The organism is Brevundimonas sp. ALps5, from assembly GCF_058681645.1.
In genome coordinates this window covers 768,503-789,044 of sequence record NZ_CM178744.1, presented here as the reverse complement: position 1 = coordinate 789,044, position 20,542 = coordinate 768,503, and the positions used below count along the sequence as shown (strand labels likewise).

Sequence of the window (20,542 nt, the reverse complement as noted above, 5' to 3'; positions counted from 1 at the left end):
CTCGCCATCGCCATCGCCGCCCCGCTGCTGTCGGGCTGCATCATCATCGCCACCGACAAGCCGACCACCCGCGTCGTCCAGACCACCCCGGCCGACGCCCAGTAATGCGTGCCGTCAAGGGCCTGCTTCTGGCGGCGGCGATCACGCCGCTGCTGGGGGCCTGCGTGATCTATGACAGCGGCGGAGAGGACAAGGTCTCCGTCCGCGTCGGGTCGCACACCACCATCGCCTCCAGCGACGATCTGGAGGTGCTGCGCGCCGTGCGTTTCGAACCGGGCGCCCTGGTGGTCCGGGCCGATTCGAACGGCTGCACCGACGCCTCGGCCTTCGCGGTCGAGGTTTCCGAAGGCGACGGGCCGACCCGCCTGACGCTCACACGCCGCACGCCCGACGCCTGCAAGGCCCTTGTGCCCGAAGGCGTCGAGCTGCGCTGGACCTACGAAGAACTGGGCCTTCAGCCCGGCAAGTCGGTCAGCGTGACCAACCCGGTCCGACTGCCCTAGCAGACCGGAAAAAGGGGCGGGCGCCGCCGCGTCCGCCCTTCTCGGCCCGCCCCCGAAGGCGCTAGAAGACGGCATGTCCTCCGCCCTGCCTGATGCGCCCCTTCCCGACGCGAGCCGCAACTGGGTCGACGCCCATGCGCCGGAGGCCCTGAAGCCCTGGCTGAAGCTGGGCCGCTTCGATCGCCCCATCGGCATCTGGCTCCTGCTCCTGCCCGGCTGGCAGGGCATCACGCTCGCCCACGCCCGCTATTCGGAGGCGCCCGGCCTCTACGCCCTGTGGCTGTTCGTCGGCTTCGGCCTCGGCGCCTGTCTGATGCGGGCCGCGGGCTGCGCCTTCAACGACATCGTCGACCGCGACATCGACGCCAAGGTTTCGCGCACCGCCCTTCGCCCCATTCCTTCGGGCCGGATCTCGGTGAAAAAGGCCTGGGCCTTCGTCATCGGCTGCAGCCTGATCAGCCTGCTGATCCTGCTCACCCTGAACCTCCCCGCCATCCTGCTGGGCGTCGGATCGCTGGCCCTCGTGGCGGCCTATCCCTTCATGAAGCGGATCACCTGGTGGCCCCAGGCCTGGCTTGGCCTGACCTTCAACTGGGGCGCCCTGATGGGCTTCGCCGCCGCCGTGACGGTCGCGGCCTCAGCCTTTGTGGCCAAGGCCGCCGTGCAGAGCGGCGCGGACGCCGGCGCTCTTGAGCCAGTCTGGAGCCTGCAGGACGCCCTGCCAGCCCTGTTCCTCTATGCCGGGGGCGTGTTCTGGACTCTGGGCTATGACACCATCTACGCCCTTCAGGACATCGAGGACGACGCCATGGTCGGGGTGAAGTCCTCGGCGCGGCGGCTGGGTCCGGCGGTCAAACAGGGCGTTGCGACCTTCTATGTCCTGACGGTGCTCTGCGCCCTCGCCGCCGGCTGGGCGGCCGGGCTGGGGCCCCTGTTCTATGCCGCCGTCCTGACCTACGCCGGTCATCTGGTCTGGCAGGTGCGTACGCTTCGCCCCGATGACGCCACGCTTGCGCTGAAACTGTTCAAGTCGAACCGGGAAGCCGGTTTCATCCTGCTGGGCGCCCTCGCGCTCGGCGCCGTCCATTTCGCCTGAGGAGCCCTCCCGCATGACCTCCGCCCGGATGATCAAGGCCCTGCTGCTGACCCCCCTCGCTGTGGCCGCCGTCGCCGCGACCCTGTCGGCCTGCAACCGCGACAAGGACAAGGCCGCCGCTCCGGCGTCCGCCCCCGCGGCGACCGTGACCGAGACCCCCGCCTCGGCCGGCGCGCCCTTCGGCTACAAGTCCGAGACGCCGTACGCCACGGTCGAGTTGAAGCTGCCCGAGGCGGTGCGCAACCAGCCCGACCTGCACGTCCGCCTCTATTCGGAATCGGTCAAGGACCTGAAGGCCTTCGTCGAGGGCGCCCAGGCCGACCGCACCGAGGCCGGCGGAGACCAGGGCATGCCCGTCTATGAATCCCTGATCACCTTCGACACCCCGGTCGAGACCGGCAAGCTCTTCAGCCTGGCCCGTTCGGACTATGAGTTCACCGGCGGGGCGCACGGCAACACGGCCTATACCGGCGTCCTGTGGGACAAGGCGATGAAGCGGCCGGTGACGGCGGCGGGCCTGCTGAAGCCGGGCGTGGCCCTCTCGGCGCTGGACGGCCTGCTGTGCACCGCCGTCAACGCCGAGAAGCGCAAGCGCGACCCGCAGGCCGAGACCGTCAGCCTGAACCCGAAGGACGCCTCGGGCTGGAGCTGCCCCCACGCCGCCGACACCCCCATCGTCCTGGCCCCGAGCACCGAGCCGGGCAAGGCGGGCGGTCTGGTCTTCCTCGTCGGCCCCTATCAGGTCGGCCCCTATGCCGAGGGATCCTATCAGGTGCCGGTGCCGCAGGCCGCGATCCGCAGCCTGCTGGCCCCCGCCTATGCCGACGAGTTCGCCGGCGCCCCGGTGATGCCGAAGGGCTAGGCGCTACTTCAGGAACTCATCGACCAGTGCGTCGAAGCGGGCGGGCTGGTCGGCCATGATGAAGTGGCGGCTGCCGTCGACGCGGATCAGCGTCACTCCCCGCAGGGCGGCGTATTCGTGCGCCCACAGGCCATCGGCCATGGCCGCGGGGGCGCCGCCGTCGGCGTCCGAGGCATAGACGGCGGTGACCGGCGTGGTCATGCCGGCCAGACCGGGGCGGGCGTCGGTGGTCATGACGTCCTTCAGGGCGGCGGCGAGGGCGTGGCGGTCGCTGGCCATGGACCATTCGACGACGAGGGCGCGGGTGGCGGGATCGCGGACGAGGCCGGCGGCCGTCTGGGCCTGCTGGGCGCGGAAGGTCGCCTCATCGGCGGACAGGATGCCGGTGGCGGCCTGATCGGCGAAGGGGCGGGCCTGTTCCGCCGTGACCTGCGGTCCGTACATGGCGCTGAAGAAGGGCAGGGAGTCGACGCTCATCAGTCGCCCGACCAGTTCGGGGTGGGCCTGGGCCAGCAGCAGGCCCGACAGGCCGCCCATGGAATGGCCGATGACGGCGGGGTGGTCGAGACCGGCGGTGCGGATGTAGCGGGCCAGTTCCTCGACCTCGGGGGCGACGAAGGCGCCGTCGCCGTGGCTCCAGGGTTCGCCCGCGAAGCCCGCCAACTGGATAAGATGGACCCGGTGCGTCGCCGCCAGCCGCGTCGCCAGCGGCCGCCAGACCTCTCGCGAGGAGGCGAGGCCGGGGATCAGGATGACGTCGGGGCCGGAGCCGATCACCTCGACCGACAGCCTGTCGGAGGTGAAGGCGGCGGCCTGAACCGCGGCGGCAGGCTCGCCGGCGAGCGCCTGGCCGGCGGCGATACCGCAGCCGATGATGACGGCGGCGGCTGAGGCGATGGCGATGGCGCGCAGGCTCGCGGCCCCGCGATGACGCAGGAAGAACATGTCAGTCTCCTGAGGTTTGCGTTGGTCCGCCGGGCTCAGCCGTGCGGGTTTTCGAAGATGTCCTCGACCGGCCGGGCGAACAGGACGGCGATCCGGTAGGCGAGGTCGAGGGAGGGGTCGTGTTTCTCGGTCTCAAGGGCGTTGACGGCCTGACGTGAGACCCCCAGAGCCTGACCCAGCTGTTCCTGGGTCCAGCCGCGCTCGACGCGCAGAAGTTTCAGCCGGTTCTTCATTTCGAGGTCCGGATGAAGGGCGCGCTGACGCCCCAGAAGAACCAGAACAACGGATAGATCAGCCAGGCGGGCAGGTGATAGGCGCCGGCGTAGCTCTCGCCGAAACCCCAGACGCTGGCCACCGCCATGGCGAGACCCGAGGCGACGATGAACTGTTTGGCCGTCAGGGCGCGCACGAACTCGTCGGACTCGCGGATCAGGCTCAGGGTGGCCCAGATCTGTCCGACCATGGGAGCGGCGACGACGAAGGCCAGCACCCAGGCGGCGGGTTTGCCGTGGATTTCGTCAAAGGCGCCGAAGATGGCGAGGGTGTTGACCACGACGTAGGGCAGCATGAAGGCCATGGTCCGGATGACGTATTTCCGGTGAGCCGGGGTGGTCGATTTGCCGAGCGCGAGCATGACGCGTTCTCCTGACTTGATGTCAGGAGAACATGACACGACCTTCGTGTAAGGTCAACATGACTTTTCGTCAGGGCTGCCTGACGTTCAGAATGGACCGTTCGAGACCACCCGCTCGTCGATGGTGGCGCGCAAGGCCGCGATGCGGCGGTCATAGGCGCGGCGCAGGCAGGGGACGTCGGCGCCGCAGCGGCCGCGCCCCGCCAACCATTGGGCCTGTTCGCGCCGGATGGCGTCGCGCGATCCCATCGGCACCAGCTTCTGGATCAGACCGTAGAGGACGGACAATTCGACGTCGCGATCCTCCAGAACGCGGTTGCCGCAGATGGCCCGCTCGTCGGTCGAGCGGGCGCGGGCGCAGTCGAAGCTGGCCGCCCGTGCAGTCGAGGCGAGGGGCGTGACGCCCTGACCGACGGTCAGAATTCCAGCGAGGGCGAGGGTGGAAACGATCAGGCGAAACGGGCGCATATCCGGTCTCCGATGACGGAATCGGGCGCACGCTAGTCCCGCCTTCCTTGCGGCGCTATCCTGAACCCATGTCAGCCGCACCCCGCGTCTCGCCGTCCGACCTGTTCACGCCCGAGGAATGGGCGCCGTTCCAGTCGCGCTCGGCGTGGAAGGGGCCGCTGCTGGTCGCCCATGCCTGGGGCGTCATCGCCTTGGCCGTCGTCGCGGGCGTGATCTGGCCGGTGCTGATCCCGGTTTGCGTCATGATCATCGGCACGCGCCAGCTGGGTCTGGCCATCCTGATGCATGAGGCCGCGCACGGGGCCCTGGCGAAGAACCTGAAGCTCAACGACTGGCTCGGTCACTGGCTGTGCGCCGTGCCGATCGGGGCGTCGCTCAGCGCCTACCGCCCCTACCACCTGTCCCACCACCGTTTCGCCCAGCAGCCCGAGGACCCGGACCTGATGCTGTCGGCGCCCTTCCCGGTGACGCCGGCCTCCCTGCGCCGCAAGATGATCCGCGACCTGACCGGCCAGACCTTCTTCAAGCAGCGGGTCCTGCTGCCCATCGCCATGGCGAGGAAGGCGAACGCGGAGGCGGCGGGCTCAAGTAGCGCGACGCGCGGTAGCCAAAAAAATGAAGCTCATGACTATGATTCCATCGTCACGGGCCGGTCGGTTCTGCCCTTCCTGTTGGTCAATCTGGCCATGCTCGCCGGTTTCGTCGCCGCCGGGGTCTGGTGGGCCTGGTTCGCCCTGTGGCTGCTGCCGATGGCGACCTGGTTCCCGTTGGTGACGCGTCTGCGGAACATCGCCGAACACGCCTGCGTCGAGGGCTCGGCGACTGACCCCTACCGCGCCGCCCGCACCGCCCGCGCCGGCTGGTGGGAGCGCGCCCTGATCGCCCCCTACTGGGTCAATTTCCATGCCGAGCACCACCTGTTCATGCATGTCCCCTGTTGGAGCCTGCCCCGCCTGCACCGCGAGATCGGCGCCCGTCCGCAGGCTGAGGGAATGGAAATCGCGCCGGGTTATCTTGCGGTGCTGAGGCAAGCCGCGTCGCGGACGGATCCGGCATGAGCGGCTGGAAGCCGGGTCGCGGCTTGCTGGGGCCGCTCAAGCCGCTGATGGGCGATTGGGTCGCCGAGGCCGAGGCGCACGGTCAGGTCATGGTCTGTACGCGGACGTTCGTGCCCTTTGGCAAGGGCTGGGTCCGGCTGGAGGCGGTGTGGAATATGGGCGAGCGCGGCGACTACCGGGAGGTGGCCCTGTTCGGCGCCGGAGATGACGGGGGCCTGTCCTTCTTCTCATTCACCAACGACGGCAAGCGGTCGATGGGCCGGCTGGCGGACGGCTCGGACGTCCATCCGCAGGCCGTGGCCTTCGAGGCCCGGATGCCGGCGGGGCTCGCGCGTATGATCTACTGGCCCGCGGACGACGAAGAGCCGGGCTTCTGCTTCGCGGTCGAGAGCCGCAACAGAAAGGGCTGGAACCGCTTCCTGCTGCACCGCTACCAGCCGGCGGAGACCTAGGCCGCCGCCCGTTCCTCGGCCCTCAGCGTCAGAACTCGCACCCCGTCCTTCGTCACCGCGACCGTATGCTCGAACTGGGCGGAGAGCTTTCCGTCGGTGGTGACCACCGTCCAGCCGTCGTCCTCGGTGCGCACTGTGCGGCGGCCCTGGTTCAGCATGGGCTCGATGGTGAAGACCATGCCCTCGCGCAGCGTCATCCCATGACCCGGCCGCCCGAAATGCAGCACCTGCGGCGCCTCGTGCATCTCGCGGCCGATGCCGTGGCCGCAGAAATCGCGCACCACCGAATAGCCGTGGCGTTTGGCGTGCTGTTCGATGGCGAAGCCGATGTCGCCGAGCGTCGCGCCGGGCTTCACCGCCTGGATGCCCTTCCACATGGCGTCATAGGTGGCCTTGACCAGCTTGCGCGCCGGGGCCGCGACATTCCCGATCAGATAGGTCTTTGAGGAGTCGGCGATGAAGCCGTGCTTCTCCAGCGTGATGTCGAAGTTGACGATATCACCGTCCTTCAGGACTTCGTCCGGCGACGGCACGCCGTGGCAGACCACCTCATTCCTCGAACTGTTCAGGGCGAAGGCGAAACCGTACTGGCCCTTGGAGGCCGGGCGGGCGCGCAGCTTGTTGACGATGAAGGCTTCGACCAGGTCATTGACCTGAAGCGTGCTCATCCCCGCCAGCGGCTGCTCGTCCAGATAGGCGAAGACGGAGGCCAGCAGGGCGCCCGCCTCGGCCATCAGCTCGACCTCGGCCGGGGTCTTGGTCATGCCGCCAAAGTCCGGGCCGCCTGATCCACGGACTCGACGCCCGCCGCCTTCAGCTCGCGCGCGACCAGTTCCTGGAAGGTCAGGCCTGGATTGAGTTCGCACAGCATGCCGATCTTGATCCAGAAGGCGGCCTGGCCGTTGGTCGAGCGGCAGGCGGCCTTGGCGGCGCGGCGCAGCTGCTCGTGCAGCTCGTCCTCGATATTGACGATGCCCATGGGGTGTCTCTGAGTATACGATATGTATGCGTTTCATATATTCGAATGAGGCGCGCGGCAAGGGGCGAGCAACATGACAGGGGGTTAAGTGGACGCCGCTGAAACCCTGCTCTAGGCGTCGTTGCGCTGAGGGGACCGCGCCATGACCCAATCGAGGACATCCATTCTGCTGCTCGGGGCGGTGCTGTTGCCGATCCTCTATTTCGGCGTCCAGATCGCCCTTTGGCCGACCTTCCCGGGCTATAGCCCGTTGACCGATGCGGCGAGTCTGCTGGGCTCGGACAAATCTCCCCATGCCGCCGTGTTCAATGCGGTCGCCTTCCTCTGCGGCGCCTGTGGGCTGGCGGGGGCAGCGGGCCTGTTCGGAGCGCTTCGGGCCGACGGGTGCCCGCTGATCCTCAATATCCTGATCGTTTTGGCCGTGACAATCGCCGCCGCGGGCTGCATCTGGGCTGGGCTGTTTCCGCTGCCGGACCCCCGCCACCGGATCAATCCGACGGGACCGGCCCTGCTGGCCGTGCCTCTGTTTCTGACCGTAGCCGCCTTCATGGTTCGAACGCTGAAGCCTTGGCGGATCGTCTTCATCGGCGCCTTGCTGATGCTGGTCGTCATGGTGCTGATCATGGCCGGCGTCATTCCCGTCGATCGAGCGGCATATGGCGGTCTGGTCCAGCGGTTCATCGCCCTGGCCGGGCTTGGGCCTATCGGCGTGGCCGGTTTCGCCCTGTGGCGCCGACCTTGACCCGCATCACCGATCCCGAGGCCTTCATCCTGGCCAACACCCGGCTGCAGCCCGTGCCGCATACGCCGGAGATTTCGCTCTGGCTGGCCGACGAGATCACCCCGATCTGGCGCATGACCGAGGAGGAGCTGGGCGAGATCGGCCTGCCGCCGCCGTTCTGGGCCTTCGCCTGGTCGGGCGGGCAGGGGCTGGCGCGCTGGATCCTCGACAACCCGGATGAGGTCGCGGGTAAACGGGTCGTGGACTTCGCGACCGGCTCGGGGCTGGTGGGTGTGGCGGCGATGCAGGCGGGGGCGACCGAGGTCCTGTGCGCCGACATCGATCCTTTCTGCGGCGCGGCGGTGAGGCTGAACGCCCAGGCGAACGGGGTCGCCCTGAACTTCACCGATGTCGATCTGTTGGACGCACCACCCCCGCAGGTCGACGTCATCTGCGCCGGCGACGTCTGCTACGAAAAGCCGATGACCGAGAGCGTGCTGGCCTGGCTCTCGAAGGCTCGGGCCAACGGGACGCGCGTCCTGATCGGCGATCCGCACCGGACCTATTTCCCGAAAGAAGGGCTGGAGTTTCTGGCCGAATACCGGGTGCCGACGACGCGCGAGCTCGAGGATTTCGAGATCAAACGCTCAAGCGTCTGGGCCATGCCTTGAAGTGAGGCGATGAACGGCCGCGCCCGTTCGAGGCGCGGCCGAAACTCATCAGGCGGCGAGCGAGACCGAGGTCGTGCTGGTGGCGCCGTCGGTCGCCGAGTTGGCGTTGGCCGCATAGGTCGCCAACTGCTTCTCGAACAGGGCCTTGATCCCCGCCGTCAGTTCGTCTGAAGCCAGGGAGCCGTCGCCGTTCGTGTCGAGAGACGAGAAGGCGCTGGTCAGGCTGGTGTCGCTGCTGTCCCTGCCCAGAAGCGAGTTGATCTCGCTCAGGCTCAGCGATCCGGTGTCGTCCGTATCGGCGGCGGACAGCAGGCTGGAAGCCGTGTCAGAGGCCGAGGCGGATTGACCGGGGGGCGGTCCGGGAGGCGGGCCATGCGGCGGCCCCTTGGCCTTGAAGCCGGCGTCCAGTTCGGTCGAGGTGATCTGGCCGTCGCCGTTCGTATCCACCGCGTTGAAGGCGTCGGTCAGGCTCGAGGAATCGGCGCTGAGCGAGGCCGCCAGCTCTTCCAGACTCACCGTGCCGTCGCCGTTGGTGTCGGCGGCGTCGATGACCTGGGATGAGAAGCTGGAGCTGGAAGAGCCGGAGCTCTCCTGGCTGCCCAGCAGGGCGGACATTGTGTCAGCGCTGAAACCTCCGCCGTTCATCGAGGCGGGGGGAGGGCCCGGAGGCGGGCCAGACGGCGGGGAACTTCCGCCGCCTTCCGAGGCGAAGCCGGGCAAGGTTTGCCCGGTCGACCCGGTGGAACTCGTCTGGAACAGGTCGCGCAGGGCCTGGAGGGCCATGCTCGAACTCGCCGCAGACGATGAAGATATCTGCATCCTCGGCTCCTTGAGAGGAAACGCCGGTGTCCCGAGGCCCTTTCAGGCCCCGTCCCGGCGCTCCGGAGACATGCAAAAATCCGTCCGCGAATGCGGCGAAATTATTGAAAAGATTGAGATGTTTCATCGATGAAACATCGGGCGCCCGTCTTCGCCCGAAACCGGCCCCAGGTCTTGCCGAAAGATGAAGCTCAGACGCCGGTGGAAGCTCCGTCCTCGTCGGTCAGATCCGGCGAGAAGTGGATATGGCGCTCCGGATTGGGGTCGACGTCCAGCTTGTGCGGGTCCAGGTCGGCGTCGGCGGGGCGGCCGGTCCCGCGCGCCTTCTCCAGCGCCTGATCGCGGCCGTAACCGGGGTCGGAAGGGGTCATGGCGGTCATGGGAGTCCTCGAAAACGCGTGGTCGTTTGTCGCTGACCGTAACCCTCTCGCGGCCCGGGCGTTCCGGTCACGCTTGGTGACGGATGGAAACACGCCCATGTTCAAGGCCATGAAGACCCTTCTTCTCGCCTCGACTGTTCTGGCCCTGTCGGTGTCGTCCGCCGGGGCGCAGGTGCGGCCGTGGGCTCCGATCGGGACGCCCGGGGTGTCGGGTCTGGAGACCCAGCGCTACGCCATTGAACGCCAGCGTCAGCAGGCCGAGGCCGCCGAGGCTTTGGCCCGGCAACAGCAGCTGCAGACCCGACTGACCCTGATGGAGCTACAGGCGCGCCGAACGCCCTCGCCGACGCCGGACAATCCCGTCCCCGCCCTGAGGTCGCCTGAACAGGAACGCGCCGCGCGCGAGGCGGCGACCGCCCGACGACAGGCGATCACGCAGGGCGTGGGCCAGATCGACAGCTGGCTGGATCGCCAACCGCATTAGGGCGTTCGATCCCGGCGCTTTTCTCGCGCGGCGGTCGGCGCTAGCGTGACCGGAGCTTCGGAAGGGATCGACGATGCGGTGGCAAGGCGGACGTGAAGGCGGCAACGTCGAGGACCGGCGCGGCATGGGGGGCGGCGCCCTGACCGGCGGCGGCATCGGCGTCGCGATCCTGGGGCTGATCGGGTATTTCGTCTTCGGCATCGACCCCTCCACGACCCAGCAGGTCGCGGGCGCGCTCGGCGCGGGCGGGCAGGCCGAGCAGCAGGGTCAGGTCGGCACGCCCAGCGATCAGGCGGGCCGTTTCGTCGATGTCATCGGCACCAATATCGACGACGTCTGGAAGTCGCGCATCCGCGGCTACGACTCCCCGACCGTGGTCCTCTACGAACAGGGCACCCCGACCGGCTGCGGCATGGGCCAGTCGGCGATGGGGCCCTTCTACTGTCCGGCCGACAACAAGGTCTATCTGGACCTCGGCTTCTGGCAGGAGATGGAGACCCAGCTGGGGGCCTCGGGCGCCGAGTTCGCCCGCGCCTATGTCCTGGCCCACGAATACGGCCACCACGTCCAGAATCTGGTGGGCACTTCCGACAAGGTCCAGGCCCAGGAGCAGCGCGCCGGCGGCGGGGCCGCGGCCAACCGCTATTCGGTGGCCCTGGAGCTTCAGGCCGACTGCTATGCCGGGGTCTGGGCCAAGAACGCCGCCGGCGCCTCCAACGGTCAGGTCGCCGTCGACGGCGCCGATCTGGAAGAGGGTCTGAAGACGGCCAGCGCCATCGGCGACGACACCCTGCAACGCCGCTCCGGCCGCGAGGTCGCACCCGACAGCTTCACCCACGGCTCCTCGGCCCAGCGGGTCCAGTGGCTGAGGCGCGGCTATGAGAGCGGCGATCCGTCGTCCTGCGACACCTTCGCCGGCCTGCCCGGGATGAGCTGATTATCTCGCCAGCCGATCGCGGCATTTGTCGGCGGCGAAGACGACGTCGGGATCGGGCTTGTGGGCCTTGGAGCCCGGCCGGTCGATGCGCTGAAGGATGTGGCGCAGGATGTTGATCCGGGCCGTCTTCTTGTCGTCGGTGGCGATGACCGTCCAGGGCGCGTGGCCGGAATGGGTCTCCTCCAGCATCCGGTCGCGCGCGGCGCTGTAGGCGTCCCAGCGGGCCTGGGCCTCGCCGTCCAGCGAGGAGACCTTGAACTTCTTCAGCGGATCCTCGATCCGCTCCTCCAGCCGTTTGGCCTGTTCTTCCTTCGAGATATCGAGCCAAAGCTTGATGATCAGGGTGTCGGCGTCGGCCAGCAGCCGCTCGAAGCGCGGCGCGTCCTTCAGGAAGCGGGTGTACTGTTCCGGGGTGCAAAAACCCATCACCGGCTCGACCCCGCCGCGATTGTACCAGGAGCGATTGAGGATCACGATCTCGCCCGCGCCCGGCAGGTGCGAGACATAACGCTGGAAATACCACTGGCCGGTCTCGCGCTCGGTCGGCTTGGGCAGGGCGACGACGCGGGTCTGGCGCGGCGAGGCGTATTCGGTGATCCGCTTGATCGCTCCGTCCTTGCCGGCGCTGTCGCGGCCCTCGAAGACGATCAGGATCTTGAGCCCCTTCTCGATGGCCCAGGCCTGGGTGTCGACGAACTCGATCTGAAGCTTTTCGAGCTCGCGCTCATAGTCGTTCTTCTTGCTCATCCGGTGAGAGTGGGCCGGTGTGTCTGCGACCGCAAGCGGGGTCGCGCGTCTGTCGTGGTTCTGCTTCAGTCTGTCCAAACGTCACCGGAGACCGAGCATGATCCCGATCGACCGTCGCGCCCTGATGACCGGAGCGCTCGCCGTCTCCGGCATGGCCGCAAACGCCGCTTTCGCGCAGGATCTGTCGATCCGCCCTGCCGGCTCGGCCGCGACGGGGCCGGACGCCGCGCTGGACATGGCCGCCGCCCTGGTGGGAGGCCCACCGGCCATCGCCGCCGGCATCGTGACGCGTGAGGGGCTGGAATGGTCGGGCGTGCGCGGGGTGCGTCAGACGGGCGGGACGGACAAGGCGACCCTGGACGATCGCTGGCACCTGGGATCGAACACCAAGGCCATGACCGCCGCCGTCTTCGCCCGGCTGGTGGATCAGGGCCGCGCGAAATGGGCCATGCCCCTGTCCGAGGTCTTCCCGGGCGCCACGCTCGATACCGCCTTCGCCGACGTCACCCTCGACGACCTGATGCGGCACAAGGCCGGGCTGACCGATGCGGCGATGGCCTCACCCAATGTGGCCCGCGCCGATCCTCGCCCGGTCATGGAACAGCGCGCCGCGGTGGTGGATAGCGCCCTGTCGCGCCCGCCCATGGGGACCAGGGGCGCCTTCGCCTATGCCAACATCAACTATGTGCTGGTCGGCGCCGCCATCGAGCGGATCAGCGGCAAGCCATGGGAAGAGATGATGGGCTCGGAGATCTTCCAGCCGCTCGGCCTCGCCACCGCCGGCTTCGGCGCGCCCGCGACCAATGCAAAGGGCGGCGCCAACGCCTGGGGGCACCGCGTGACGCCCGATGGGACGAAGACGCCGATGGATCCCGCCGGTGTCGCCGACAATCCCGCCCTCTACGGCCCGGCGGCGACGGCCCATATGACGCTGGCCGACTATGCGACCTGGATCCGCGCCATGATTGGCGGGGCGCCCGAGGGCTGGCTGCGGCCCGAGCGCATCGGGGTCCTGACCACGCCGCTTCCGGGCGACACCTATGCCATGGGCTGGATCGCCCGACCGGAGACCTGGGCCGGGGACACGGTCACCATCGCTCACGAAGGCTCCAACACCCTGTGGCACGCCATCGCCGTGGCCTCTCCGGCCAAGGGGCTGGGTTTCATCGTTCTTTCCAACGGCGGCATTCAGGGCCGCTCGACCGCCGTCCCCCTGATCCAGCGCCTGATCCGCGAGCGCGCGGCATAAAGATTAACGGCGGCGCCACCGGACCGCGTTCCGAGCGTTGCCGTACGACGAACGACGGTCAATGTTAGGGCGGCATGAAGCGCGACTTCGCCGATTTCTGGAATTTGTTGTGGGAGCTGGGGCTGGCGGCCTGTGCCGGCTTCGCTCTCATGAACGCCTTCGTCCCGCCCCAGGACCTGCCGTGGAAGCCGCTGGATCTGAACCACCCGGTCGGTCAGGCGACCAGCGCCAAGGTGGCGGATTTCGAACTCCCCTTCGCCGCTCCCGCCGAACAGGTCCAGGGGGCGACCGAGGCCTGCATCCAGACCCTGCGCGCGGCCGGGGTTGAGGTCGAACGGGTCCCGGACCGCGACGACGGCGGCTTCTGCCGGGTGCAGGGGGCGGTCAGGATCACCGGCGGGGCGGTGACGCCACTGGCGCCCAGCGACGTCATCATGCAATGCCCCCTGGCGGTGCGCTACGTCATCTGGGATCGCCAGATTCTCCAGCCGACCGCACGCGAAGTCTTTGGTTCGTCAGTGAAATCCGTCGACGATTTTGGAACCTACTCCTGCCGCCGCATCTATGGCTCGAGCCAGGTCAACGACCGGCCCAGCGAGCACGCCCGTGCCAATGCCCTGGACGTCGGCGGGGTGACGCTCGCCGATGGGCGCAAGATCTCGGTGCTGGACGACTGGAATGGAACAGGGCCGGCGGGACCTCAGGGCTCGGTCTTCCTGAAGCGCCTCAGGGACGGCGCGTGTCGCGTTTTCTCCACGGTTTTGACGCCGGACTACAACAAGGAGCACGCGAACCATTTGCATCTGGACGGGGCGCCGCGCAGCCTCTGCGCCACGGGACCGTCGCCCCGGACTCAGGCCGGGGCCCGGGCGCTGCAGACGCCGATGGCTCCCTGAGCGCGGCCAGACCTCACTTTCCACGCGAATCGAAACCGGTTGACCGTTGTGGATAGACGCGAGAGAACGTCTCCGCAGTCCGGATTTTGTGCGTGGGGTCCAAACCCATGTTTCGCTCCTTCGCCTGAACGAGCCGTCCAGATGGACTGACAGGCCTCTCCATGTGAGGGCCTGCCTGGAAAGCGCGTTTATGGAGAGCGCAGATATGGCGACCGGTACGGTCAAGTGGTTCAACCCCACGAAAGGCTATGGCTTCATCCAGCCGGAAAGCGGCGGCGCCGATGTGTTCGTGCACATCACCGCCGTTCAGAAGGCGGGCCTCGCTGGCCTGGATGAAAACGCGAAGGTCGAATACGAGCTGGAATCCCAGCGCGGCAAGACCTCGGCGGTCAACCTGAAGCTTCTCTGATCCGGCTCCCTCCCAAAGGAGGGGGACTTTAGAGATTGACGGGCGTGGGATCTTCGGACCCCACGCCCGTTTTCGTTTGGGCGTCGACTTTTCGCGTTGACCACTGGGCCAGGACGATGGCGGCCAGAACCAGTGCGCCGCCCAGGGCCTGAACCGGCGTCAGGGTCTCGCCGAACACCCACCAGCTGACCAGGCCCGCCACGACCGGCTGGACCAGGATGGTGACGGCGGTGATGGTGGCCGGCAGCTTGCCCAGCGCCCAGGCGACCCCGCCCTGACCCGTGACATGGACGAGGCCCAGACCGATGCAGGCGGCCCAGCCCGCGGGGCCCGTCGGGATGATCTGCTCACCCATGATCAGGGCCACCAGCAGCATGATGGGGGCGCCGACGGCGGTGGACCACAGCATGACCCTCTGGGCCGAGGCGGTCTTGCGCGCCGCCTGGATGGTCAGGAAGTAGCTGGCGTACCAGACCGTCACCGACAGCGAGAGGGCGTCGCCCAGCAGGGACCGGTCGGCCCCGCCCGAGTGATTGGCCCCCAGCGCCATGGCCGCCGCCCCGACCATCGACAGAACCAGCGCCACGAGGAACAGGCTTTTCGGCCTTTGTCTCAACACGACCCAGGCGAACAGGGTCACGACCACGGGCGTCAGATTGCACAGCACCGTAGCGTTGGCGACAGAGGTCAGGTGCAGGCCGTAGTGCCAGAAGCTCATGTCCAGGGCGAAGAACATCCCGGCCAGAGCCATCCACTTGCCGGGCCGGCCGATGCCCGCGCCGCCCAGTGACGCGGGCCGCCCCACGAAGGCCAAGAGCAGGGGCAGGGCGAACAGCAGCCGCCAGAAGCCCGCCGTCGCCGGACCCGTCTCGGTCAGCCGCACCAGCACCGGCGCGAGACCCAGCACCGCCGCCGCCAGCATCAGGACGATCAGGGCGAAGGCGCGGGAGGTCGCGGGCGCTGTCTCTGGCGCTGTCGGCGAGGCAGGGGAGGACATGCGCCGGGCCTAGACCCTGACGCGCCTGCTGTGAAGGCTTCAGGGCCGGATCACGGTCTGATCTGGCCGGTTCCGCGCACGACGTATTTGTAGCTGGTCAGCTGCTCCGCCCCGACGGGCCCGCGCGCATGCAGGCGCGAGGTCGAGATGCCGATCTCCCCGCCGAAGCCGAACTCCCCGCCGTCGGCGAACTGGGTCGAGGCGTTCCACAGCACGATGGCGCTGTCGACGGCGTTGAGGAAGGCGGCGGCGGCTTCCGCATCGTCTGTGATGATCGCTTCGGTGTGGCCCGAGCCGTGAGTGCGGATATGGTCCACAGCGGCGTCCAGCCCGTCGACGATCCGGACGGCGAGGATCGGCGCCAGATATTCGGTGGTCCAGTCGGCCTCGGCGGCGGGGATCATCGCGGGGACCAGCGCCTGGGCCCGGGCGTCGCCGCGCAGTTCGCAACCGGCGGCGATCAGGGCCTCCGCGACCGGGGAAAGGAGGCGTCCCGCCGCCTCGGCGTCGACCAGCAGGGTCTCGGTCGATCCGCACACGGAGACACGGCGCATCTTGGCGTTCACGACGATGTCGCGCGCCATCTCCAGATCGGCGGCGGCGTGCAGATAGGTGTGGTTCAGCCCTTCCAGATGGCCGAGCACCGGGACGCGCGCCTCGGACTGGACCCGGGCGACCAGGCTCTTGCCGCCGCGCGGGATCAGCAGATCGACATTGCCGTCCAGCCCGGTCAGCAAGGCGCCGACGGCGGCGCGGTCGGGCGTGGGGACCAGTTGCACCGCATCGGCAGGCAGGTCGGCGGCGACCAGCCCCTCGACCACCGCCGCATGAACGGCCAGTGAGCTGTCCAGACAGTCCGAGCCACAGCGCAGAATGGCGACATTGCCCGAGCGGATGCACAGGGCGGCGGCGTCGGCCGTCACATTGGGCCGGCTCTCATAGATGATGGCCAGCACCCCCAGAGGCGTACGCACGCGGGCGATGTCCAGACCGTTGGGCCGGGTCCAGCGCTCGGTCTCGACGCCCAGCGGATCGGGGAAGGCGGCGATCTCGTCCACGGCCCCGGCGATGGCAGCCACGCGGGCGGGCGTCAGGGCCAGCCGGTCGATCAGGGCTTCGCTGAGGCCGTTGGCGCGGGCGCGAGTGATGTCACGGACATTGGCGGCGAGGATGGCCTCGGCCCCGTCGCGGATCGCGCTCGCGATGGCGCTGAGCGCCGCGCTTCTGACTTCCGGCCCGGCCAGACGCACGGCGTCGGCGGCGGCGCGCGCACGGCGGCCCATCCCGGCCATCAGGGCGGCGACGTCTTCCGTCTGCGCGGTCAGAGGTTGAGCGGTCATGCGGGGTCCAGCACCAGATCGTCGCGGTGAATGGCGACGCCGGGTCCCTTATAGCCCACCAGCCCCTCGATTTCGCCGGAGTGCCGGCCCCGGATCTTCTCCATCTCGTCAGCGGCGTAGGCGGCCAGGCCCACGCCCAGCGACCCGCCTTCCATCCGGACGATGCGCACGCAGTCGCCCCGGTCGAACCGGCCCTCGACCCGCTTGACGCCCGAGGCCAGCAAGCTGCGGCCGGTCGCGAGCGCCGAAGCCGCTCCATCGTCCACGACCAGCGACCCCGCCGGCTCCAGACTGCCCGCGATCCACGACTTGTAGGCCGCGATGGGCGTCGCCGGCGCCGTGATCATCGTATGGCGCGCGCCCGCGTCCAGCGCCCTCAGCGGATGCGGCTCCAGTCCGGATACGATCAGGGTCACGCACCCCGCCGATCGGGCGATACGCGCCGCTTCCAGCTTGGTGGCCATCCCGCCGGTGCCGACGTCGGCCTCGACATTGGCGCCGCCCGCCGCCGCGAGAATTTCGGGTGTCAGGGCCTCGACGACGGCCAGGTGTTCCGCGTCCGGGTTCTTCCTCGGATCGGCGGTGTAGAGGCCGTCGACGTCGGACAGCAGGATCAGCAGGTCCGCGCGCGCCAGCTGGGCCGTCCGCGCCGCCAGCCGGTCGTTGTCGCCATAGCGAATCTCCTCGGTGGCGACCGTGTCGTTCTCATTGACCACCGGCACGGCGCCCAGTTTGAGCAGGGCCTCCAACGTCGCGCGACCGTTCAGCCAGCGGCGGCGGCGTTCGGTATCCTCGCGGGTCAGCAGAACCTGGGCGGGGACCAGCGCCTGTTCGCTGAGCGCCGCCTCCCAGGCCTGCATGAGCAGGGGTTGGCCGACGGCGGCGGCGGCCTGCTTCTCGTCCAGCCGGGCGTTCTTCTCCAGACCGAAGCGGCCGCGACCCAGGGCGACGGCGCCGGAAGAGACCACGATCACCTCGCGCCCGTGTCGGCGCCAGTCGGCGATGTCTTCGGCTAGGGCCTTCAGCCAGGCCGCCGCCGGGGCGCGCGTCTTCACATCGACGACCAGCGACGAGCCGATCTTGATGACGACGCGGTTGATGGGGCGAGGGGAGGCGGGGATATGGAACACGGCGGGACCATTACGTCAGGATCTCGCGCGGACAAGCGCTGATCCCGCCTTGCGCGACAAGTTTTGTCTAACGGGCCTCGAACGTGGGCAACATCGTTGCCGGAATTCGCTGCGGCCTCAGGGTCGCGGCCTCGACCAGGCACCATTCGGAAACGCCCTGGGCGCACAGCCGGCCTTCGCCGTCCTCGATGCGGACATAGCGGTTGAAGCGCGGCCCCTGTGGATCGCCGACCCAGGTCCGGGCCACGGCGGTGGAGTCGGGCTGGAGCGCGCGCAGATAATCGATCTCGTGCCGCAGGGCGACCCAGGACCATTTGGCGCGGTCCGCCTCGTCGAACCGGGCGTTCCAGTGGGCGGTGCCGACTTCCTGCAGCCAGCCGACATAGACCACATTGTTCACATGGCCGTTGGCGTCGATGTGCTCGGGCAGGATGGCCAGGGGCACGGTGAAGATCTCGCGATCCTCACGCGGCTGGAGCGTCGGCCGCGCCAAGCCGGATCAGTCCTGACCGAGGGCGACGCCCTTTTCCGCCAGCAGGGCCTGGAGCTCGCCGGACTGGAACATCTCGCGGATGATGTCCGAGCCGCCGATGAACTCGCCCTTCACATAGAGCTGGGGAATGGTCGGCCAGTCGGTGAAGACCTTGATGCCGTCGCGCAGGGCTTCGTCCTGAAGCACGTCGACGCCGACGAAGGGGGCTTCGATCTGGTCGAGGATTTGCACTGACAGGGAGGAGAAGCCGCAACGCGGCTGGTCCGGGGTGCCCTTCATGAACAGGACGACGGCGTGGTCCGCGATCGTCTGGGCGATGAAGGCGTGGACGGGATCGGCGCTCTGGGCGCCGTTGGGGGCGACGACTTGATCGGTCATGGGAGTGGCCTCTGGTTCAGCCCGTCAGCTAGGGACGAAGGCCCCGTGGGTCAAGGCCGGACACGGCTTTGACGCGGCTCAGGCGACCTTGTTGGCCGCCCCCACGCGGGCCATTTCGATCTGGGCGGACAGGCCGGGGGGCATGTCGCGGTCGGGAATCTTCGCCAGGGCCTCGAGCCGGGGAATATCGTGCGCCTGGACCAGGACGGTGGCCACGGCCGGGTCGTTCATGACATGGGCCAGACAGATCGACTCCGCGTCCCAATGCGGGGTGTCGTGCAGGAAGGCGAAGGTGCCCGCCCCGGCCAGGGGATCGTCCTTGGCGCGCTTGGAGCCGCCTCCAAAGCCGAAGAAACCCTTCTTCTCCTCGTGAACAGCGGTGGCCTTCTTCTTGGTGTTCAGGGCCTCGGGGAAATAGTCATAGGCCATGACCGCCATGTCCTGTTCCTGGGCGGCGCGGATACGGGCACGCACCTTCCACGAGGAGTTGACGTTGGACGGAGTGGCGATGACGTCGAAGGCGCCGGTCGAAACATAGGCGTCCATCACCTCGCCGTCGCCGAAGACGCCGAGGAAGCGGACCCGCTGGGTCGCGCGCAGGGCCTTGAGGGCGTTCAGCGAGGATTGCGGCAGTTCGTGCTCGCCCGGACGCTCGAGCAGGGCGACGTCGATCCAGCCCAGGCCGGAGACGTGCAGGGCCCGATCAATGGCGTGGGTCATGCTCTCGGCCGAGAAGTCACGGTCCATGTCCTGACGGCGGCCGTCGCGACGGCCCAGCGTCAGGCTGACGATCAGAAGCTTGCGCTCGACCGAGGACAGGGCGTGACCCACGACCTCGGCCAGCACCGGGTCGGCGCTTTCCAGACGGTAGCTGTTGATGCCGGCCTCGAGCGCCGAATAGATCAGCTCGGCGGCGGCCTCGGGCCCGCGCGAGACGGCGTCCAGACCCAGGCTCAGGGTGATGTTGGAGATGGCGGCGCCGGTGGAGCCGAAGGGGCGATAACGCATGGGTTCAGCCTCCAGTCGGAATAGAGGTTTCGAGCGCCAGGGCGTGCAGTTCGCCGCCCATCTTGCCCTTCAGGGCGGCGTAGACGAGCTGATGCTGACGCACGCGCGGCAGGCCGGCGAAGGCAGTCGAGACGATGCGCGCGCGATAGTGGTCGCCGTCGCCGGCCAGATCGTCGATGGCGATCTCGGCGTCGGGAAAAGCTTCGGCCAGATGGGCGTGCAGCGTTTCGACGGACATGGGCATGCGGGCGGTCTCGCGGTCTTCTCACAGGGAAAATGACCGATAAACCTTAATGTCCCGCATACGCGGAAGAGGTCACACAGCGGCGGGCCGCTCCAGCAGATGGACGAGGTGGTCCTTGTAGAAGGCGTCGGCGTAGGGGCGATAGCCGACCCGCTCGGCCAGTTTCAGCGAGGGGGCGTTGTCGGGCGAGATCATGCAGACGGTGCGCGGCGCCTTCAACCCGGTGTCGGCCCAGCGGAGCGCCGCCTCCAGCCCCTCGCGCGCCAGGCCCTGACCCTGAAAGGCCGAGGCTACGCCCCAGCCCAGCTCGGGCGCGTCGAAGGGCTGTTCGAGCGTGCGCAGATAGTGGAGCACCCCGACGCTGCCGACATAGGCGCCGGTGTCGCGCGACCGCATCGCCCAGTTGCCGTGCCCCATCGCCTGCCAGTGACCCAGGTCGCGCAGCAGGCGGAACCAGACCTCTTCCTCGCCGAGCGCGCGGCCGGTGATGGCGCGGGTGAAGGCCTCGTCGCCCCAGACGGCCTTCAGGTCCTCGAAATCGGAGATCGCCACGGGGGTCAGGATCAGGCGGTCGGTGGTCAGAATTGTCATGCGCCCATTCCTTCCATCGCCCGGCGGGAAGGGGAAGCCCCCACCGTCGCC

30 protein-coding genes are annotated in these 20,542 nt (G+C 68.5%); 13 read left to right on the top strand and 17 right to left on the bottom strand.

Annotation, left to right across the window (positions count from 1 at the left end; translation table 11 throughout):
* Positions 1–104: 104 nt before the first annotated feature.
* From ACW172_RS03715 to ACW172_RS03705, 3 genes are all read left to right on the top strand, one after another.
* Complete coding sequence (locus tag ACW172_RS03715; RefSeq protein ID WP_492033846.1) at positions 105–503, top strand: hypothetical protein; 399 nt, start codon at positions 105–107, stop codon at positions 501–503.
* 73 nt (positions 504–576) lie between these two features.
* Positions 577–1,599, top strand: coding sequence for a UbiA family prenyltransferase (locus tag ACW172_RS03710; protein WP_492033845.1), 1,023 nt, complete (start codon positions 577–579; stop codon positions 1,597–1,599).
* A 13-nt stretch (positions 1,600–1,612) separates the two neighbouring features.
* The gene (locus ACW172_RS03705; RefSeq protein ID WP_492033844.1) at positions 1,613–2,461 is read left to right on the top strand and encodes a DUF3298 and DUF4163 domain-containing protein; all 849 of its coding nucleotides are present in this window, start codon (positions 1,613–1,615) and stop codon (positions 2,459–2,461) included.
* A 3-nt stretch (positions 2,462–2,464) separates the two neighbouring features.
* Here ACW172_RS03705 and ACW172_RS03700 read toward each other — a convergent pair whose 3' ends face one another.
* From ACW172_RS03700 to ACW172_RS03685, 4 genes are all read right to left on the bottom strand, one after another.
* Positions 2,465–3,406, bottom strand: coding sequence for an alpha/beta fold hydrolase (locus ACW172_RS03700; RefSeq protein WP_492033843.1), 942 nt, complete (start codon positions 3,404–3,406; stop codon positions 2,465–2,467).
* Between the two features lie 35 nt (positions 3,407–3,441).
* A complete protein-coding gene (locus ACW172_RS03695; protein WP_492033842.1) occupies positions 3,442–3,639 on the bottom strand; it encodes a helix-turn-helix transcriptional regulator in 198 nt (65 codons plus the stop codon).
* Positions 3,636–4,040, bottom strand: coding sequence for a hypothetical protein (locus tag ACW172_RS03690; RefSeq protein WP_492033841.1), 405 nt, complete (start codon positions 4,038–4,040; stop codon positions 3,636–3,638). The genes ACW172_RS03695 and ACW172_RS03690 overlap by 4 nt, the downstream gene beginning before the upstream one ends.
* A gap of 87 nt (positions 4,041–4,127) precedes the next feature.
* Complete coding sequence (locus ACW172_RS03685; protein ID WP_492033840.1) at positions 4,128–4,508, bottom strand: lysozyme inhibitor LprI family protein; 381 nt, start codon at positions 4,506–4,508, stop codon at positions 4,128–4,130.
* A 68-nt stretch (positions 4,509–4,576) separates the two neighbouring features.
* On the opposite strand from ACW172_RS03685, the gene ACW172_RS03680 reads away from it, so the two are divergent.
* Together ACW172_RS03680 and ACW172_RS03675 are read left to right on the top strand one after the other, a co-directional pair.
* Positions 4,577–5,566, top strand: a complete 990-nt coding sequence (locus ACW172_RS03680) for a fatty acid desaturase family protein (protein WP_492033839.1) — start codon at positions 4,577–4,579, stop codon at positions 5,564–5,566.
* Positions 5,563–6,018, top strand: coding sequence for a hypothetical protein (locus tag ACW172_RS03675; protein ID WP_492033838.1), 456 nt, complete (start codon positions 5,563–5,565; stop codon positions 6,016–6,018). Before ACW172_RS03680 ends, ACW172_RS03675 begins: the two co-directional genes overlap by 4 nt.
* Here ACW172_RS03675 and map read toward each other — a convergent pair.
* On the bottom strand, positions 6,015–6,782 hold the full coding sequence (gene map, locus ACW172_RS03670; RefSeq protein WP_492033837.1) for a type I methionyl aminopeptidase: 768 nt from the start codon (positions 6,780–6,782) through the stop codon (positions 6,015–6,017). The genes ACW172_RS03675 and map overlap by 4 nt on opposite strands.
* Positions 6,779–6,997, bottom strand: a complete 219-nt coding sequence (locus ACW172_RS03665; RefSeq protein ID WP_492033836.1) for a ParD-like family protein — start codon at positions 6,995–6,997, stop codon at positions 6,779–6,781. Before ACW172_RS03665 ends, map begins: the two co-directional genes overlap by 4 nt.
* 142 nt (positions 6,998–7,139) lie before the next feature.
* On the opposite strand from ACW172_RS03665, the gene ACW172_RS03660 reads away from it, so the two are divergent.
* Positions 7,140–7,739 (top strand): DUF998 domain-containing protein, encoded by a 600-nt coding sequence (locus ACW172_RS03660; RefSeq protein WP_492033835.1) that lies wholly within the window; start codon positions 7,140–7,142, stop codon positions 7,737–7,739.
* The gene (locus tag ACW172_RS03655) at positions 7,736–8,389 is read left to right on the top strand and encodes a class I SAM-dependent methyltransferase (RefSeq protein WP_492033834.1); all 654 of its coding nucleotides are present in this window, start codon (positions 7,736–7,738) and stop codon (positions 8,387–8,389) included. The genes ACW172_RS03660 and ACW172_RS03655 overlap by 4 nt, the downstream gene beginning before the upstream one ends.
* 48 nt (positions 8,390–8,437) lie before the next feature.
* On the opposite strand, the gene ACW172_RS03650 is transcribed toward ACW172_RS03655, so the two are convergent.
* Positions 8,438–9,004, bottom strand: a complete 567-nt coding sequence (locus ACW172_RS03650; RefSeq protein WP_492033833.1) for an EF-hand domain-containing protein — start codon at positions 9,002–9,004, stop codon at positions 8,438–8,440.
* Positions 9,005–9,170: 166 nt separating this feature from the next.
* Here ACW172_RS03650 and ACW172_RS03645 point away from each other — a divergent pair, with 166 nt between their 5' ends.
* The gene (locus ACW172_RS03645; RefSeq protein WP_492033832.1) at positions 9,171–9,341 is read left to right on the top strand and encodes a hypothetical protein; all 171 of its coding nucleotides are present in this window, start codon (positions 9,171–9,173) and stop codon (positions 9,339–9,341) included.
* A 58-nt stretch (positions 9,342–9,399) separates the two neighbouring features.
* Here ACW172_RS03645 and ACW172_RS03640 read toward each other — a convergent pair whose 3' ends face one another.
* Positions 9,400–9,588, bottom strand: coding sequence for a hypothetical protein (locus ACW172_RS03640; RefSeq protein WP_492033831.1), 189 nt, complete (start codon positions 9,586–9,588; stop codon positions 9,400–9,402).
* A 97-nt stretch (positions 9,589–9,685) separates the two neighbouring features.
* Here ACW172_RS03640 and ACW172_RS03635 point away from each other — a divergent pair, with 97 nt between their 5' ends.
* A complete protein-coding gene (locus ACW172_RS03635; protein WP_492033830.1) occupies positions 9,686–10,072 on the top strand; it encodes a hypothetical protein in 387 nt (128 codons plus the stop codon).
* 73 nt (positions 10,073–10,145) lie between these two features.
* Entirely contained in the window at positions 10,146–11,009 is an 864-nt protein-coding gene (gene ypfJ, locus ACW172_RS03630) for a KPN_02809 family neutral zinc metallopeptidase (protein ID WP_492033829.1), read from the top strand.
* On the opposite strand, the gene ppk2 is transcribed toward ypfJ, so the two are convergent.
* Positions 11,010–11,756, bottom strand: a complete 747-nt coding sequence (gene ppk2, locus ACW172_RS03625) for a polyphosphate kinase 2 (protein ID WP_492033828.1) — start codon at positions 11,754–11,756, stop codon at positions 11,010–11,012.
* Positions 11,757–11,853: 97 nt separating this feature from the next.
* Here ppk2 and ACW172_RS03620 point away from each other — a divergent pair, with 97 nt between their 5' ends.
* The 3 genes from ACW172_RS03620 (at position 11,854) to ACW172_RS03610 (ending at position 14,310) form a co-directional block, all read left to right on the top strand.
* Complete coding sequence (locus ACW172_RS03620) at positions 11,854–13,005, top strand: serine hydrolase domain-containing protein (protein WP_492033827.1); 1,152 nt, start codon at positions 11,854–11,856, stop codon at positions 13,003–13,005.
* 74 nt (positions 13,006–13,079) lie between these two features.
* The gene (locus ACW172_RS03615) at positions 13,080–13,901 is read left to right on the top strand and encodes an extensin-like domain-containing protein (protein ID WP_492033826.1); all 822 of its coding nucleotides are present in this window, start codon (positions 13,080–13,082) and stop codon (positions 13,899–13,901) included.
* A 205-nt stretch (positions 13,902–14,106) separates the two neighbouring features.
* Entirely contained in the window at positions 14,107–14,310 is a 204-nt protein-coding gene (locus ACW172_RS03610) for a cold-shock protein (protein WP_492033825.1), read from the top strand.
* Positions 14,311–14,338: 28 nt separating this feature from the next.
* Here ACW172_RS03610 and ACW172_RS03605 read toward each other — a convergent pair whose 3' ends face one another.
* The 8 genes from ACW172_RS03605 to ACW172_RS03570 all read right to left on the bottom strand — a co-directional run bounded on the left by ACW172_RS03605 (position 14,339) and on the right by ACW172_RS03570 (position 20,491).
* A complete protein-coding gene (locus ACW172_RS03605) occupies positions 14,339–15,307 on the bottom strand; it encodes a DMT family transporter (RefSeq protein ID WP_492033824.1) in 969 nt (322 codons plus the stop codon).
* 50 nt (positions 15,308–15,357) lie between these two features.
* Entirely contained in the window at positions 15,358–16,647 is a 1,290-nt protein-coding gene (locus tag ACW172_RS03600; protein WP_492033823.1) for a glutamate-5-semialdehyde dehydrogenase, read from the bottom strand.
* Positions 16,644–17,777 carry a glutamate 5-kinase gene (gene proB / locus ACW172_RS03595; protein WP_492033822.1) on the bottom strand — a complete coding sequence of 378 codons (1,134 nt, stop codon included), beginning with the start codon at positions 17,775–17,777 and terminating at the stop codon, positions 16,644–16,646. Before proB ends, ACW172_RS03600 begins: the two co-directional genes overlap by 4 nt.
* A 67-nt stretch (positions 17,778–17,844) precedes the next feature.
* A complete protein-coding gene (locus ACW172_RS03590) occupies positions 17,845–18,270 on the bottom strand; it encodes an acyl-CoA thioesterase (RefSeq protein WP_492033821.1) in 426 nt (141 codons plus the stop codon).
* A gap of 6 nt (positions 18,271–18,276) precedes the next feature.
* Entirely contained in the window at positions 18,277–18,648 is a 372-nt protein-coding gene (gene grxD, locus ACW172_RS03585) for a Grx4 family monothiol glutaredoxin (RefSeq protein WP_492033820.1), read from the bottom strand.
* A 78-nt stretch (positions 18,649–18,726) separates the two neighbouring features.
* Positions 18,727–19,656: an aldo-keto reductase family protein gene (locus tag ACW172_RS03580; RefSeq protein ID WP_492033819.1), complete on the bottom strand. Its 930-nt coding sequence runs from the start codon at positions 19,654–19,656 to the stop codon at positions 18,727–18,729.
* 4 nt (positions 19,657–19,660) lie between these two features.
* Entirely contained in the window at positions 19,661–19,900 is a 240-nt protein-coding gene (locus ACW172_RS03575; protein ID WP_492033818.1) for a BolA/IbaG family iron-sulfur metabolism protein, read from the bottom strand.
* 72 nt (positions 19,901–19,972) lie between these two features.
* Entirely contained in the window at positions 19,973–20,491 is a 519-nt protein-coding gene (locus ACW172_RS03570) for a GNAT family N-acetyltransferase (RefSeq protein ID WP_492033817.1), read from the bottom strand.
* Positions 20,492–20,542: the final 51 nt, after the last annotated feature.